This window comes from Microbulbifer regidiadema (SeqCode) (assembly GCF_052467605.1).
Genome location: NZ_CP174316.1, coordinates 3,891,124 through 3,905,824 on the forward strand (window position 1 = coordinate 3,891,124; position 14,701 = coordinate 3,905,824).

Annotated in this window: 13 protein-coding genes; 9 read left to right on the forward strand and 4 right to left on the reverse strand. The window is 50.9% G+C overall.

All coding sequences use genetic code 11. The annotated features are described in order from the left end of the window. Position 1 precedes the first annotated feature (1 nt). On the forward strand, positions 2 to 442 hold the full coding sequence (locus ACJJIF_RS17640) for an FKBP-type peptidyl-prolyl cis-trans isomerase (protein WP_444929596.1): 441 nt from the start codon (positions 2 to 4) through the stop codon (positions 440 to 442). Between the two features lie 44 nt (positions 443 to 486). Then, positions 487 to 1,419 (forward strand): 4-hydroxy-3-methylbut-2-enyl diphosphate reductase, encoded by a 933-nt coding sequence (gene ispH, locus ACJJIF_RS17645; RefSeq protein ID WP_444929597.1) that lies wholly within the window; start codon positions 487 to 489, stop codon positions 1,417 to 1,419. 36 nt (positions 1,420 to 1,455) lie between these two features. Here the strand turns inward: ispH and ACJJIF_RS17650 are convergent, their stop codons facing one another. Then, complete coding sequence (locus tag ACJJIF_RS17650; protein ID WP_444929598.1) at positions 1,456 to 1,971, reverse strand: GspH/FimT family protein; 516 nt, start codon at positions 1,969 to 1,971, stop codon at positions 1,456 to 1,458. A gap of 198 nt (positions 1,972 to 2,169) precedes the next feature. Here ACJJIF_RS17650 and ACJJIF_RS17655 point away from each other — a divergent pair, with 198 nt between their 5' ends. The 6 genes from ACJJIF_RS17655 to ACJJIF_RS17680 are packed head-to-tail and all read left to right on the forward strand — an operon-like array spanning position 2,170 to position 8,779. After that, positions 2,170 to 2,733: a GspH/FimT family pseudopilin gene (locus ACJJIF_RS17655; protein WP_444929599.1), complete on the forward strand. Its 564-nt coding sequence runs from the start codon at positions 2,170 to 2,172 to the stop codon at positions 2,731 to 2,733. Between the two features lie 9 nt (positions 2,734 to 2,742). Further along, positions 2,743 to 3,180 (forward strand): type IV pilus modification protein PilV, encoded by a 438-nt coding sequence (gene pilV / locus ACJJIF_RS17660; RefSeq protein ID WP_444929600.1) that lies wholly within the window; start codon positions 2,743 to 2,745, stop codon positions 3,178 to 3,180. Positions 3,181 to 3,191: 11 nt separating this feature from the next. Beyond that, on the forward strand, positions 3,192 to 4,244 hold the full coding sequence (locus ACJJIF_RS17665; RefSeq protein WP_444929601.1) for a PilW family protein: 1,053 nt from the start codon (positions 3,192 to 3,194) through the stop codon (positions 4,242 to 4,244). Between the two features lie 16 nt (positions 4,245 to 4,260). After that, entirely contained in the window at positions 4,261 to 4,809 is a 549-nt protein-coding gene (locus ACJJIF_RS17670) for a pilus assembly PilX family protein (RefSeq protein WP_444929602.1), read from the forward strand. A 24-nt stretch (positions 4,810 to 4,833) separates the two neighbouring features. Beyond that, positions 4,834 to 8,334, forward strand: a complete 3,501-nt coding sequence (locus ACJJIF_RS17675; protein ID WP_444929603.1) for a pilus assembly protein — start codon at positions 4,834 to 4,836, stop codon at positions 8,332 to 8,334. A gap of 13 nt (positions 8,335 to 8,347) precedes the next feature. Then, positions 8,348 to 8,779 (forward strand): type IV pilin protein, encoded by a 432-nt coding sequence (locus ACJJIF_RS17680; protein ID WP_444929604.1) that lies wholly within the window; start codon positions 8,348 to 8,350, stop codon positions 8,777 to 8,779. 47 nt (positions 8,780 to 8,826) lie between these two features. On the opposite strand, the gene ACJJIF_RS17685 is transcribed toward ACJJIF_RS17680, so the two are convergent. Both ACJJIF_RS17685 and ACJJIF_RS17690 read right to left on the reverse strand, forming a co-directional pair. Further along, positions 8,827 to 10,230 carry a sigma-54-dependent transcriptional regulator gene (locus tag ACJJIF_RS17685; protein WP_444929605.1) on the reverse strand — a complete coding sequence of 468 codons (1,404 nt, stop codon included), beginning with the start codon at positions 10,228 to 10,230 and terminating at the stop codon, positions 8,827 to 8,829. A gap of 109 nt (positions 10,231 to 10,339) precedes the next feature. Next, positions 10,340 to 11,920 carry a sensor histidine kinase gene (locus ACJJIF_RS17690; protein ID WP_444929606.1) on the reverse strand — a complete coding sequence of 527 codons (1,581 nt, stop codon included), beginning with the start codon at positions 11,918 to 11,920 and terminating at the stop codon, positions 10,340 to 10,342. 92 nt (positions 11,921 to 12,012) lie between these two features. Between ACJJIF_RS17690 and ACJJIF_RS17695 the strand changes: the two genes are divergently transcribed. Then, entirely contained in the window at positions 12,013 to 13,641 is a 1,629-nt protein-coding gene (locus tag ACJJIF_RS17695; protein ID WP_444929607.1) for an NAD+ synthase, read from the forward strand. 56 nt (positions 13,642 to 13,697) lie between these two features. Here ACJJIF_RS17695 and ACJJIF_RS17700 read toward each other — a convergent pair whose 3' ends face one another. Further along, positions 13,698 to 14,630 carry an outer membrane protein assembly factor BamD gene (locus ACJJIF_RS17700; protein ID WP_444929608.1) on the reverse strand — a complete coding sequence of 311 codons (933 nt, stop codon included), beginning with the start codon at positions 14,628 to 14,630 and terminating at the stop codon, positions 13,698 to 13,700. Positions 14,631 to 14,701: the final 71 nt, after the last annotated feature.

The window sequence follows — 14,701 nt, forward strand, 5'->3', positions numbered from 1 at the left end:
TATGAGTAATGTCGTTATTGGCGAACACTGCCGGGTGACACTGCACTTTAGCCTTAAATTGGACGATGGCACTGAGGTGGATTCAACTTTCAAAGGTGACCCCGCCTCCTTCAGTGTTGGCGATGGCAGCTTGCTGCCGGGTTTCGAAAAAGCACTTTTTGGTTTGCAGGCGGGGGATGAAGCCGAGATCGAGATACCGCCTGAGGTAGGCTTTGGTCAACGCAATCCGGAAAACCTGCAAAAGGTGCGCCGGGATACTTTTTCCCCGGATATGGCACTGGAGCCCGGCCTGGTCGTCTCTTTTGATAATGGCAGTGGTGAGTTGCCCGGAGTGATCAGCGAGATTGGTGAGGACGAGGTTATCGTCGACTTTAACCATCCGCTGGCCGGTCAAACCTTAAATTTCCATGTGAAAATTATTGCGGTGGATTCGATCCAATAGGATCGGATTCCCCCCTTTGTAGCAAGTAGAGTACCGAAGTAGACATGCAAATCCGAATGGCCAACCCCCGGGGCTTTTGTGCCGGTGTCGACCGGGCAATTGATATTGTGAATCGCGCCCTGGATGTATTTGGGGCGCCAATCTATGTCCGCCATGAAGTGGTACACAATAAGTTTGTGGTGGAGAGCCTGAAAGAGCGCGGCGCAGTTTTTGTCGATGAACTCGATGAAGTGCCCGATGATGTTATCGTTATCTTCAGTGCTCACGGTGTTTCCAAGGCGGTGCAGCGCCAAGCCGAGGAGCGCGGTTTGCGCGTATTCGACGCTACCTGCCCGCTGGTTACCAAGGTGCATATCGAGGTGAGCAAGTTCAGCGCCGATGGTGCGGAGTGCATACTTATCGGTCACGCCGGGCACCCGGAGGTAGAGGGCACCATGGGGCAGTATGACAGTTCTGCCGGCGGTGCCATTTACTTGGTGGAAGATGAAGAGGACGTGGCCAAGTTAGCGGTAAAAGATGAGAGCAATCTCGCCTATGTGACCCAGACAACCCTGTCCATGGATGATACCGCCCGCGTTATTGATGCCCTGCGGGAGCGCTTTCCCAAAATTCGCGGACCCCGTAAAGATGATATCTGTTACGCAACCCAGAATCGCCAGGATGCAGTGAAACAGCTGGCCCTGGAGAGCGACTTGGTGCTTGTTGTCGGCAGCCCGAACAGCTCTAACTCCAATCGCCTGCGCGAGCTCGCCGAGCGCTGTGGTGCAGATGCTCAGCTGATCGATGGTGCGGATGATATCAGTGCGGATTGGCTCCAGGGTAAGTCGGCCATCGGTATCACCGCAGGAGCCTCAGCGCCGGAAGTTCTGGTGCAGGGGGTTATCAGCCGCCTGCAACAGCTCGGTGCAAAGGCACCAGAGGAAATGGATGGAAGGGCTGAAAATATCCGTTTTTCCCTGCCTAAAGAGTTGAGATAGTTCCCCATATAGCCCCAGGCACTTTGCTTCCCGGGGCTATATACACTGGTCTGAACCTGCCGTCTCAATCCGCATACGGCCACTGTGAAATAATATCAGGGCCAGGCCCTCTAAATCCTCATTAAGGGGGCAAATATAGAGGCTCCCCATTTGCAGCGCTCCCTGTGGGGAGCCCGTATTGCGGCTCTCACCGGTTGCAATAAAAGAAATGTAATCTTTGACCGGTGAATTGGCCAGTACTTGAACCCTATCCAATTTGTCTGCAGATACGATTAAATAGTCATTATCATCGCGCGTACCGTCGTTATCGGTATCGATAAAAATTTCCCAGCCAAGCTCCCAGCTGCCGAAGTTGCGCATTGTGACCCGCTGATTTTTTTCTATAGCGGTATTTCTCGTGAGCTGCACCGCAGTAAAAAGTTTATCTGCAGTTAATTCCAGCTGCGTTTTTTCGATGATTTGCGTAAAGCTTGGCAGACCGATCAGCAAAAGTACCGATAGAATCGACAGGCTGATGAGTAGCTCAAGTAGTGTAAGGCCCCGCTGAGTCATCGTCCCCTCCCGGGATTTTTAGACGCAGGTCTCATTGCTCCGACCACTGAATCTGCCGAAATGGCCACTGGTCGGTTTGGCGTGGTGCGTAAGCTGGGTGAAATGCTACTTTCGCGACTATATACACGGTCTTTTTCTCTTTCTAGGTGTTTGGCGGTAAAGTAAACACTGAATTATTGGCACAGGCGTTAGAAATAGATGCGATATAGGAATACTGGCCAGGGGGGTCCGGCGCAGCGGCAAGCGGGATTTACCCTGATAGAGATGATGATCACACTGGTGGTGCTGGCTGTACTTGTTAGCATTGCGGTGCCGAGTTTCACCGATATGATGAATAACAGCCGCTCCGTCGCTTTGGCTGAGGACTTCGCTGGGGCCCTGAATTACACGCGCTCGGAGGCGGTGAGGCGCGGTGATCGGGTTTCAATCTGTGCGAGTAGCGATGGAGCGAGTTGTGGGGCGACTAATAACTGGAGCCAGGGCTGGATTGTCTTTGCCGATGGCGCTACTACCGATAGCGCGGGAACGCCGGTTGTCAGCGAGGTAATAAGGGTGTGGGATATTAGCGATTCCAATGCTGCTATCACAGTTACCCAAACATCTGGAACAACCAATTTTATCCGCTACACCGATGTGGGCACACTGGGGCGTTTTACCCAGACCTCAGTCGTGGCGAAAAACTCTAACTGTACCGCCAGCAATGCGAGAACCATAACGGTCGGCGCAGCCGGCCTGATCACAATAGCAAAAACAGACTGCTAAGGGGGCGAAGTGAAATCGCTAAATTCCCAACGCGGGGTTGGGCTCATCGAGGTTCTGGTAACCGTATTGATCCTCTCTACTTCTTTGCTTGGCTTGGCAGCCCTGCAAAATAAGGCCCTGCAATATAACCACAGCGCCTATATGCGCTCCCAGGCCAATATCCTGGCTCAGGATATCTTCGAGCGTTTGCGGGCAAATCGTGAGAATTTATCGGCATACGAATTAACCGTCGATGATGCCACTCCAACTGCAAGCTCAAGCCGCGCCGAGGTGGATTTGGGTGAGTGGCGAGGGTTATTGTCCGCTAGCCTTCCCGCTGGAACTGGAGGAATAACCTGTAATGCAAACGATGTGTGTACGGTTACGGTCCAGTGGGGGGAAGAGGACTCCACAGGTAGTGGTAATGATGCCGGTACCAGTAGCTTTCAATATATGACGAGAATTTAATGGGGGTCGCAATGTTTAAGCAGCGAGGAATCTCTCTTGTAGAACTGATGGTCTCTATTACGGTTGGCTTGGTGCTGATGGCCGGTGTTGTGCAGCTTTTCTTGTCGAGCAAAGTCACCTTTACCACCCAGCAGGCTATCGCCAGAGTGCAGGAAACCGGGCGTCTTGCGATCGATTTTATCAGTGAAGATATTCGTATGGCGGGTTATGTCGGCTGTATGAATGTGGCAAATACCGATCCAGACGCTTTTAGAAACTGGCTCAATGATAGCAATACAGCACTTTATAACTTTGCCCTTCCCGCAGAGGGAATCGATGGCGATCAGACCACGACAGGCTATCCCAGCCATGACAGTAACTCAGATGTATTGCTGTTAAGAAGTGCCAATGGCACTTCTGTGATGGTAAGCGCTATTAATGAAGCTGACAGTGTTTATATTGAAAATACTGGTATAGAAGTAAATGGCTGTGATGTGGGCGAAGATGAATATAGCGGTATTTGTAAAGACGATATTGTAGTAATTGCCGATTGCAGCAAAGCGAGAGTTTTTCAGGTAACTGGGTTTGTGGGGACGAGTACTTCTGCGCATATTGAACTGCTGCACTCTGATGCGAGTGGCTTTACCCCGGGAAATAGTATAGCAACCGCTGGTAGTAACGTCACCGAAAAATATGATTACTTCTTTACGGATGCACAGGTTTTTACCACCTCCAGTACGTTTTATTACATTAATACGGGCACGTCTGGGCGGCCGAGTTTATTTCGACAGGTTAATGGCGATTCTCAAGAATTATTGGCCGGGGTCGAGCAAATGCAGATCACTTATGGAGTGGATACCAATGGCGATGATGTGCCAGATAATTACAAGACTGCTACAGAGATTACGGATTGGGATGAGCTGGCCAGTATAAAGGTGGAATTACTGGTGGCCTCTGATGATGATAATGTTCTACAGGAAGCGCAGCTGTATAGCTTTAATGGCGCGGTGGACCAAAATCCGGGGGATAAGCGTCTGAGGCAGGTGTTTACGAGTACTATGTCAATTCGCAACCGTATGCCATAACTAGGAGTAAAAAAGTATGAATAAAAGGGGTTATAGCAAAAGTCTGCGAAGGCAGGCGGGTGCGACACTGCTAGTTGGACTGGTTATTTTATTGTTGATGACTTTTATTGGTTTGGCGGCAATTCGCGGCAGTGGTATGCAGGAATTAATGGCCGGTAATATGCGCGATCGCCAATTGGCGTTCCAAGCCGCAGAGGCGGCATTGCGGGTTGCTGAGGCGAAGCTGGAAACGGAAGCCGAAGCGGCTATCAGCACTCTCTTTGATGGGGATACCGTCGGCTACGTAGAACAAATGGATGGCTCCTCAGCCAGTGATTTTTGGCTGCTCTATGACTGGGAAGGGGCAGCGGTGTCCACAAGCCTCGGTTTGAGTGGTGTAGCCAGCCAGCCTATGTACGTGATTGAAAGAATTGAAGGCTCGGTGTGGAATCCAAACGATGGCGGGGATATTGGTGCTGGGAATTCAGTTGATGAGGAGGCCCCGGTGTACTATCGAATTACCAGTCGCGGTGTTGGCGGTACCAGTAGTGCCGTAGTAATTTTACAGTCAACTTCTGCTCCTTGATAAATTGCGCTTGGAATAATGATTATGACTCGTCTTGTTAAAAAAACAAAAAGCGCCTCTACACTGGCGGCCGCGCTTTTTAGCCTGGGGCTGACGCATAGTGCCATGTCCCTCGATTTTTCTCAGCAGCCGATGTTTTTAAGTACCTCCGTCGATCCAAATATTATGTTTATTTTGGATGATTCGGGTTCTATGCAGTGGGAGGTGATACCGGAAGATATAACTGGGTATTTTGTTGTTTCTTCGGGCGGAGGCGGCGGAGGCGGCGGAGGAGGTAGTTCTACTTATCCGGTGCGCTATGTTTTTCCTCAGGGGCCAATTGATAGCACTACTGTAGAATTAGAAGCTTGTATTTATAGCGGTTCTTCAACATCGGGCTGTGATTATTGGAACAGGAATAATGACCGGCAAGTTATACCGGGATTTGACAGTGACAATAGATGGGCGGCTTTTTATCGCTCCGCAAACAACAATAGATCTTACTATGATCCCACGGTGCTTTATCTTCCCTGGGCTGAAGAAGATGAAAATGGTGTTGAGTTTGGCGATGCAGATCCTGAGAGGGCCTACCACAATCCCTATGATATCTCTAAAGGTTGGCGAAATCTTACCACCGATAATACGCAAAACGCACAGTGTTGGATTAGAGATGGTGCCTCGGCGGATTCAACTAATACACCAAATGAGCTCTGTAACAATGCAACCCTGACGTTTTACCCCGCCACTTATTTTAATTACAAAGGTAGCGGCGATCTTGACTCTGCTGATAGTTATGATTTTGTCGAAATTAGGAGTGGCAGCACTTACGTAGGTGGCGATGCGCGTACCGATTGTGTAGATAGCAGTGCTTGCACCTATGCAGAGGAAATACAAAATTTTGCCAACTGGTACAGCTACCATCGATCCCGTGTACTGATGTCGCGGGCGGGAATTGGGCAGGCATTCTCAACTCAGCTGGATGGGTTGCGTGTAGGCTTTGGTACATTAAATACTGATAACGAGTCTGTCGATGGCAGAACTACCGATGTAATTTATACCGGGGTGCGTACTTTTACCGGTACTGACAGGGAAGACTTTTTTAGTAATTTATACGGCACCAGTATCTCGAGAAAGACCACCCCGCTGTTAGAGGCACTGGAGGCTGCCGGTGATTATTATAGTCGGACCGACAGCCAGGGCCCTTGGTCTTCGACCCCCGGTGAGAGCGGCAGCACGAGTTCGGATGTTGCATGTCGGTCCAGTTACACCATTTTAATGACCGATGGTTATGGTAACGATTATGACGATTTCAGTGGCTACGGTAATGTAGATGGGGACTATAGCAGCCCATTCTCCGATACGTTTTCGAATACCCTGGCAGATATTGCCATGAGCTATTGGGAAACAGATCTCAACCCCAATTTATCCGATGATGTCAATCAAGCTGAAGACAGTATTGATACCGCTACCTGGCAGCATATGGTGACATTTGGGGTTGCCCTTGGGGTAAGCGGTAATGTCGACCCGGATACGGCCTTTGCGGCTATTGATACGGGCGCTGCTATTTCCTGGGGTAATCCGAATAACAGTGATTCAAATAAACTGGATGATTTATTGCACGCCTCACTAAACAGTCGCGGAGGTTTCTATAGTGCCAGTGATTCCGCCACTTTTGCTGCTCAGCTAACCGCCGTATTAAGTGATATTAGCGGTCGCGCTGGATCGGCCTCGGCGGTTGCCGCCAACTCTACTCGCCTCGGCACAGATACATTGATTTTCCAGGCCCTGTTTGACTCCAATGATTGGAGTGGTGAGATCAAGGCCATTGAAATGGATACCGATGGCAGCTTGAGCAGTACCGCCAAGTGGAGCACCTCTTCTGCCGGCAGTATACCGACTTCAGGCCGAACCATATTAACTTACGATGGTACAGATACCGTTGACTTTCTTTGGGATAACTTGACCGACGCACAAAAATCCGCCCTGCAAGGTAGCGATGATGAGTCTGTCGGCGAGGAGCGTCTGAACTGGTTGTGGGGAAATACTGTAACGGGAATGCGCAGCCGCACTTACCTGCTGGGCGATGTGGTTAATAGTAGTCCCGCCCTGGCGGATAATAGTGATATGCACTATTCGTATCTGCCATCGAGCCTTGGCGGTGACACCTATGCGGAATATTTGTTGGAGACCAAAGAGGGTCGTACAGAAATTCTGTATGTGAGTGCTAATGATGGGATGTTGCACGGGTTTGACTCTGCCACAGGCGTTGAGAAGTTCGCCTATATCCCAACTGGTGCCTATGCAAAGCTGGCGGATTTAACCGCTACAGATTATGGCACCGAGGTTAACCCCCACGAATATATTGTGGACGGGCCCCTGTATGTGAGTGATGCTTACTTTAATGAATCATGGCACAACCTGTTGGTGGGTACCTATGGTGCAGGCTCGGAGGGCTTATTTGTCCTGGATGTTACTGATCCAGGAGAGCCAGAGGTTTTGTTTGAACTGGATAGTTCGGATGAAGATAGCATAGGTCATATCATGGGCGAGCCCATAATTACTCCCACACCGGCGGGTTGGAAGTTAATTTTTGGCAATGGGTACAACTCCATTGATAATACAGCCTCTTTAGTTATTGTCGATCTGGCATCTCCTTCCAATATTACAGTATTGGAGACTGGCACTTCGACCAATAACGGTCTGGCCGGGCCGTCGTTAGTACCCGATGTTTACGGAGTTTCGAAAATTGCTTATGCGGGTGATATTTATGGGAATATGTGGAAGTTTGATTTAAGCAGTTGGAAGGTAGCATATGAAGATGAAACGACTTCTTCGCCTGAACCCCTATTTACAGCAAATGATATTAATGGGAGTGCACAACCTATAACGGCAGCGCCAGCACTGGGAACCCACCCTCAGATGGATGGGATTATCATGGTGTACTTCGGCACTGGTAGCTATATGTTTACCAGCGATGATGATGAAGGGGATGTGGTGCACAGTTTTTATGGCATTATTGACAATGGCACTGACAACATTACCTCAACAGATAGATCGGAATTATTTGAGAAAACAATTTCTGAATCTGGAGACTCTAGAACCGTCGCCGGCGATAGCGATACTTCTTGGTGGACCAGCGAAAAAGGCTGGTATTTGGATTTTGGGGCAATCGAGACAGTTGCGGACGTTTCGGGTGACAGTACTGGGTCCGATGTGGATACAACCGGGGAGAGAATTATTAGCACCCCCCTGTTAATCCGCGATCGTTTAATTTTCCCGACACTGACCCCCTCAGAGGACCCCTGTGCTTATGGCGCTAGCGGTTGGACCATGGAGCTTATTGCAACAGGTGATGCCACTTACGCAAATGAAAGTATTTTGGATGAACCCAATACAAAACAGGACAGTGCGACTACGGGGTATTCGGATGTTATTACTGCCGGTCGCAAGGTGTATATTCCTTACTCGGATACTTCGGGGGAGTATGGGAATATTCCCGGTGAATTATCGGCGGGGTCTTCCCGTTTATCTTGGCGGCAATTATAGGGGGTAGGTTCTAATGAAAAAGCCAAGTTTCAGTAGATATTATGGATTTACTTTAATTGAAATCATGATTGTTGTTGCGGTAGTGGGAATACTCGCGGCAATTGCTTACCCATCCTATATGGACTCTGTGCGCAAGAGCAATCGTTCCGAAGCAAAAGTGGAACTGAATGACGTGGCGCAGCGCTTACAGCGCTGCTTTACCGCTTATAGCGCTTATAACGATGCAAACTGCTCTGTGGCAACGGCAATAAGTGGTGGGGCAACACTTGCAACTGAAAATAATTACTATTCAATTTCAGGTGCTCTAACAGCGACAACTTATACACTGACTGCGGCACCGCAGTCGGGCTCTGTGCAGGCTGGAGATAGTGACTGTGGCAGTTTTTCTTTAACTCAGTCCGGTGTAAAGGGCGCTACGGGCTCCAGTGGCAGCGATTGTTGGTGAGTTAATCAAGCGTGAGTAGCTCCCAATGGAGCTACTCATTTTTCAGCTTAGGTCTCTAGCCCGAGCTTTTTTAGACGGTAGCGCAGTGAGCGAAAACTGATACCGAGCCGTTCAGCAGCCGCAGTTCTATTCCAGCGGGTCTTGCTCAGCGCATTTTCTATAATCTCTTTTTCAATTTCCTGCAAAAAATCATCAATTGTACTGTGCTGAGAGGAATCGAAGAGCTCTTGGCTTGGGATTGTATGGGAATGAGTTGTAGTGGGGAGGGGTGGGGATTCAGGGTTGCCTTGATCTGACGGTGTGTTTTGCTCCAGCTTGAGATCGGCCTCTTTGATTTCTTCGTTTTCACATAGCGTGAAAGCCCTCTCTAGAATATTTTCTAGCTGCCTAACATTGCCAGGAAAATGAAATTTCTTGAGCGCGGCCATGGCCTGGGGATGTATCTGGGGGCGGGGTAAGCCAGATTTCCTCGCTATCTTTTGCATAATAGTCCTGGCTAGGACGGGGATATCTTCAATGCGATCGCGCAGTGGCGGGATGGAAATCTCTATCACATTGATTCGATAGTAGAGGTCGCTGCGAAAACGCCCCTCTGCCACTTCGCAGGCCAAGTCCTTATGGGTCGCACTTAAAATGCGAATATCAATGGGGACTTCCTGGTTTGAGCCAATAGGGCGAATGGATTTTTCCTGTATGGCCCTCAGCAATTTGACCTGCATATCGAGAGGGAGGTCTGCGACTTCATCGAGAAATAAAGTGCCTCCCTCGGCACTCTGTAATAGACCCGCTTTATCTTTATAGGCACCCGTAAAACTGCCTTTTTTATGGCCAAAAAATTCACTTTCTACTAACTCTTTTGGAATGGCTCCACAGTTAATAGCGACAAAGGGTTTATCTGCTCTGGCACCTTGTTGATGAATGGAGCGAGCGGCCAGTTCCTTGCCCGATCCCGATTCACCACTGATATAGATAGGCGCATCGCTGCGTGCCACCTTTGCCAGCTGTCCCCTCAATGCCTGCATATTGTCTGCCTGGCCCAATAGCAGCCCTGTGTCACTCTGACAAGACTCGGAGATATGTTGCTGGTTCAAGCGGAGGGCAAGTTGAGCTAAGTTTCTCAAACGCTCCAGGTCCACGGGCTTGCTAACAAAGTCAAAAGCACCGAGCTTAAGTGCTTTAATGGCACTATCCATATTTCCATGGGCGGTAATGACTGCTATGGGCAAGTCCGTTTCAATGTTCTTTTGCAGGTACTCAACCAGCTGCAAGCCGTCACCATCCGGCAAACGCAAGTCGGTGAGACAAAATTGATAGCTATTGTTATTGAGTAACTCCTTAGCTTGCGCGAGTGTTCCCGCGCTATGGCAGTCTACATCCATGCGCTTAAGAGTCAGGCTAATTAAGTTGCAAATATCTGGTTCGTCATCAACAACCAGTGCCAGCGGTCGCATTATTTTCTGTCTTCTGTTGGGCTGAAGTGATTGAGTCGTGTACGGCTGTAATTATGTCAGAATTCTCTAAAATATAATGGCTTAGAGGTTAAAAAATCTCTGAGCCAGATCAAGAAACCTCTTCATTGTGGGCAAATTCGACCCTAAAGCAGCTTTTGTTATCACTACTGCGGCAATGGTAGAGGCTTAAGTTATTAGCCTGACAGAGTTCTCGGGCAATATATAAGCCTAGGCCACTGCCGTTTTGACCGGTAGTGAAAAAGGGTTCAAATATCTGATCGAGAAGCTCTTTAGGGACGCCGCTGCCAAGGTCTTTAATGTCGAGTACGGTACAGCCCCGCTCTACATTGTAGTAAGCGCAAATAGTGGCGTGGTTTCTTCCTGCGGAAAGCTTTGAATGCTGTAGGGCATTGTCGGTTAAATTGGTGATAACTTGTGCCAGCTGCGCAGAGTCAAAGTGTACTGGCAGGGCTTTTTCTGAAATATCCAGCTCTATGGTGTTATCGGTTCGCCCGGCATTGAAATCTATTAGAAATTGCTTGAGCCATGCCCCCAGTTCATGTTTTTGGGTCGAACTGGCTCGTCTGCGAGAGAGTTCCATCACATTTTCAATGATCTGATTAATACGCTGGCTTTGGCGACAGATGATATCGGTCAGCTGGCGGTCCTCCTCTTTAAGCTGGGGGGACTCGGATAGCAGTTGTGCGGCGTGTTTAATCGCTGCTAAGGGATTGCGTATTTCATGGGCAATTGAGGCGGTGAGCTGGCCGAGGGAGGCGAGCTTTAGCTTTTGGGCGGCCTCTGTCAGCTTGCGGTTGTCCTCGAGGAAAACCAGTGTGCTGTGACCTGTATCGTGGCGCAATTCCGAGAAGCTCGCATGCAATTCATCTCCACTTTTGGCCGGTATCAGGATATTGCTTTGGCTGTTGTACTTGCGCCACTCCCTTACTTTTTCTCGCAGCTCGCGATGGGGGTTGTGGGGGGTATCTAATTGGTTGTCTAGCAAGCGCTTCGCAGCTTGGTTGATCAATTCCGGCTTGTAGGAGGGGCCTATAACAAGGACACCGGTGCTCATCCGCTCAATAATTTGCTGGGCGAGACGCTGAAGGTGTGCCGCCTGCCGGCTCTGTTGATCTGCGCGAAGGTTGGCTTTGCGGATGCGCTCGGACAAATATTGGATCGCACTGACGGTTACAAACATCAGTAAGCCCAGTCCTCCCGCAGAAACGATATCCTGACTGGAGCCGGAGCCGGATAGGAGGTGATAGAGCTGGAGGGTAATGACCCCCAGGCTGGCCATAGCGGCAAAAAATACGCTCAGGCGCCTATCCAGTAGAATGGCACCGATACAGCAGCTGATCAAAAGCAGGTAGCCCAGGCCGGAGTTCAGCCCCCCGCTGGCCTCAATGAGTAATAGGAAGACCAGGGTATCGCAGCCCAAAATGATGCCGACCTGACCGCTATTGGTCTGGTAGGCTTTTTGGCGCAGAAACAGTAGCCAGCCGGTATTGAGTAGGGCATAGGCGGATGTCGTATAGACAAACAGGGTGGGTAACTGCTCACCGAGGGAGCCCTCCCCGATATCTGAGAAAAACACACCCAATAAAACCAGGGCTATTGCGACCCGGTATATTGCGCTAATTCGCAGGAGTTCGTGGTGCTGTAAGGGGGATGTCTGGGAACTGCTCACTGTAGGTGCCCGGTATTCTTGTAGTGGTGAGCCGCTGCGGTTGTGACTTCGATAGGGTTACAATAGCGGCCTGTCATGTCCGAGGTTCAACGATGTCTACTTTGCAGCTAGTGCTGGCACAAATCAATTCCCTGGTTGGAGATATTCCCGGCAACACCCAACAGGTGATAGAAACTGCGCGCCGGGCGCACCGCGAGTTAGGCGCTGATTTGGTGCTCTTTCCAGAATTGACCCTGTGTGGATACTCGCCCGAAGACCTCCTGTTGCGACCCAGCATGCAGATTCGTATCGATGCGGCATTGGAGCAGCTCAAAGCAGCAGATTTGCCCTGTGCCATTGTTGTGGGCTACCCGAAATTGCTCGATGGCAGCATGTTCAATATGGCGGGGGTTATCGTTGCGGGAGAGCTGGTCGCAGAGTATGCCAAGCAGAAGTTGCCCAACTACCAGGTATTCGATGAAAAACGTTATTTTAAGCCCGGCGCAACCCCCTGTGTTGTAGAGATCAAGGGAATTTCTGTAGGGCTCAGTGTCTGCGAGGATATCTGGTATCCAGAGCCGATCCAGCAGTCAGTGGATGCAGGAGCTCAGCTGATCCTCAATATCAATGCCTCACCATTCCACCGGGGCAAGGCCCAGCAGAGATTGGAGCTGCTCTCCAGGCAGGCTAGGGCGGCTGGGGTTCCCATTGCCTATGTGAACTGGTGTGGCGGCCAGGATGAGCTGGTGTTTGATGGCGGCTCGATTGTGGTCGATGCCGAGGGCCAGCTCTGTGCCAGGGCTGAGGAGTTTGCACAGCAGTTATTGTCCGTTTCTGTCTCTCCACAGGATCAAGCTTTGACCGTACTTCCAGCGGAGATGGCTTCTCCGTTGAGCGACTTGGCTTCCGTGTACCAGGCCCTGGTACTTGGTGTACGAGACTATGTGAATAAGAATGGTTTCAATGGTGTCGTACTGGGCCTGTCCGGTGGTATTGACTCGGCACTGACCCTGGCGGTTGCAGTGGATGCGCTGGGCAAGGAGCGGGTCGAAGCGGTCATGATGCCATTTCGCTACACCTCAGACCTCAGTAAAGGCGATGCCGCCGATCAGGCCGAAAGAATGGGGGTTCACTACCGGGAAATTAGTATCGAGCCCATTTTTGATTCGTTTATGGGGGCGCTGGCCGAGGAGTTTTCCGGTTGCGAGAGAGATACCACCGAAGAGAATCTCCAGGCCCGCTCCCGAGGAGTGCTTTTGATGGCCATCTCCAATAAAAAGGGCGCTATGGTCCTGACGACCGGTAACAAGAGCGAGATGGCGGTTGGCTATGCCACTCTATACGGCGATATGGTCGGCGGGTTCAATGCCCTGAAAGATGTTCCCAAGGTACTGGTGTTCGAGTTGGCGCGTTACCGCAACACCATTTCCGAAGTGATTCCCGAGACGGTAATTACCCGCCCGCCCAGTGCTGAACTGGCCCCGGACCAGGTGGACTCCGACAGCTTGCCGCCCTATGAAATTCTGGATCAAATCCTCAATCTGTACGTGGATCAGGATCGCAGTGCCGAGGAGATTATTCATCGGGGTTTTCGCAGGCAGGATGTGGAACGTGTGGTCAGGTTGGTGGGGCGCAATGAGTACAAGCGGCGCCAAGCGGCTGTCGGCGTGCGTATTTCTGAGCGAGGATTTGGACGGGACCGCCGCTATCCAATCACCAATGGTTGGAAACTGGGCGACTAGCCCGCTTAAAACTAGAAACGGCGCCGAGTGGCGCCGTTTCTGCTGAAATAGAAAGGTTACAGAAGCTCTGGGGGCAGCGGCGTCTCACTGCGGTTGTACTCGGGGTTGTAGAGCTCTCGGCTGTCAAAGCCGCGCGGGTCGGACTTCTCAAACAGACCCAGGGTGGCTCGGTGTACCAGGCTGCGACCGCTGGGGCCCTTGTAAAATTTGTAGTTAAAGGTGCCGTCTTTATTGAAGGCGGGGTGTTCGGGGTAGTTGTTGCGCAGCACGTCCAGGGCATTGGCCTCGAGATCAGACATCTCCATCAGGTGGTAACCCTGAACCATGACTGCCAGGGCATCCGGTATCGCGGGCGTCTGCTGGAAGTTTTCTACGATGTAGCGGCCGCGATTGGCCGCCGCCAGATAGGCGCCGCGCTTAAAGTAGTAGTTGGCGACGTGGACTTCGTAGCGGGCCAGCAGATTGCGCAGATGGATCATGCGCTTTTGCGCATCGGAGGCGTAGCGGCTTTCCGGGTAGCGGGCCATCAGCTGGGAGAAATAAGCGAATGACTCGCGCGCCGAACCCGGGTCGCGGCTGGTCAAGTCAGTTGGCATAAAGCGCTCGAACAGGCCTGTGCCTTCAGTGAAGGAGGATAGACCTTTCATGTAGTAGGCGTAGTCGACATTGCGGTGCTGGGGGTGCAGGCGGATAAAGCGGTCCGCAGCGGCAATGGCAGCGTCGTTTTCATAGTTGCGGTAGTAGGCATAGATCAGCTCGAGCTGAGCTTGCTCGGCATAGTTGCCGAACGGGAAGTTATCCTCCAGGGCCCGCAGGTTTCGGATCGCAAGATCCCATTGGCTGGTTCGCAGCTGTCGCTGGGCCATCTCGTAGTAGGCCTGCTCTGTACGAGCACCGGTGGGCAAGCCCACTTCTGAATCATCTGTGTTGGCGCAGGCAACCAGTATTGCGGACACCAAGGCCAGCCACAGCATTTTCCAAGTCTGCATAGCCCCTCGCTCTATCATTCTTACACTCTACCTTATTAAACTACCCACCAGTATTAACCTGGCGCGTCGGA

Coding starts and splice junctions, on each gene's coding strand:
- ACJJIF_RS17640 (WP_444929596.1), top strand. CDS start 2: ATGAGTAATGTCGTTATTGGCGAACACTGCCGGGTGACACTGCACTTT.
- ispH (WP_444929597.1), top strand. CDS start 487: ATGCAAATCCGAATGGCCAACCCCCGGGGCTTTTGTGCCGGTGTCGAC.
- ACJJIF_RS17650 (WP_444929598.1), bottom strand. CDS start 1,971: ATGACTCAGCGGGGCCTTACACTACTTGAGCTACTCATCAGCCTGTCG.
- ACJJIF_RS17655 (WP_444929599.1), top strand. CDS start 2,170: ATGCGATATAGGAATACTGGCCAGGGGGGTCCGGCGCAGCGGCAAGCG.
- ACJJIF_RS17665 (WP_444929601.1), top strand. CDS start 3,192: ATGTTTAAGCAGCGAGGAATCTCTCTTGTAGAACTGATGGTCTCTATT.
- ACJJIF_RS17670 (WP_444929602.1), top strand. CDS start 4,261: ATGAATAAAAGGGGTTATAGCAAAAGTCTGCGAAGGCAGGCGGGTGCG.
- ACJJIF_RS17675 (WP_444929603.1), top strand. CDS start 4,834: ATGACTCGTCTTGTTAAAAAAACAAAAAGCGCCTCTACACTGGCGGCC.
- ACJJIF_RS17680 (WP_444929604.1), top strand. CDS start 8,348: ATGAAAAAGCCAAGTTTCAGTAGATATTATGGATTTACTTTAATTGAA.
- ACJJIF_RS17685 (WP_444929605.1), bottom strand. CDS start 10,230: ATGCGACCGCTGGCACTGGTTGTTGATGACGAACCAGATATTTGCAAC.
- ACJJIF_RS17695 (WP_444929607.1), top strand. CDS start 12,013: ATGTCTACTTTGCAGCTAGTGCTGGCACAAATCAATTCCCTGGTTGGA.
- ACJJIF_RS17700 (WP_444929608.1), bottom strand. CDS start 14,630: ATGCAGACTTGGAAAATGCTGTGGCTGGCCTTGGTGTCCGCAATACTG.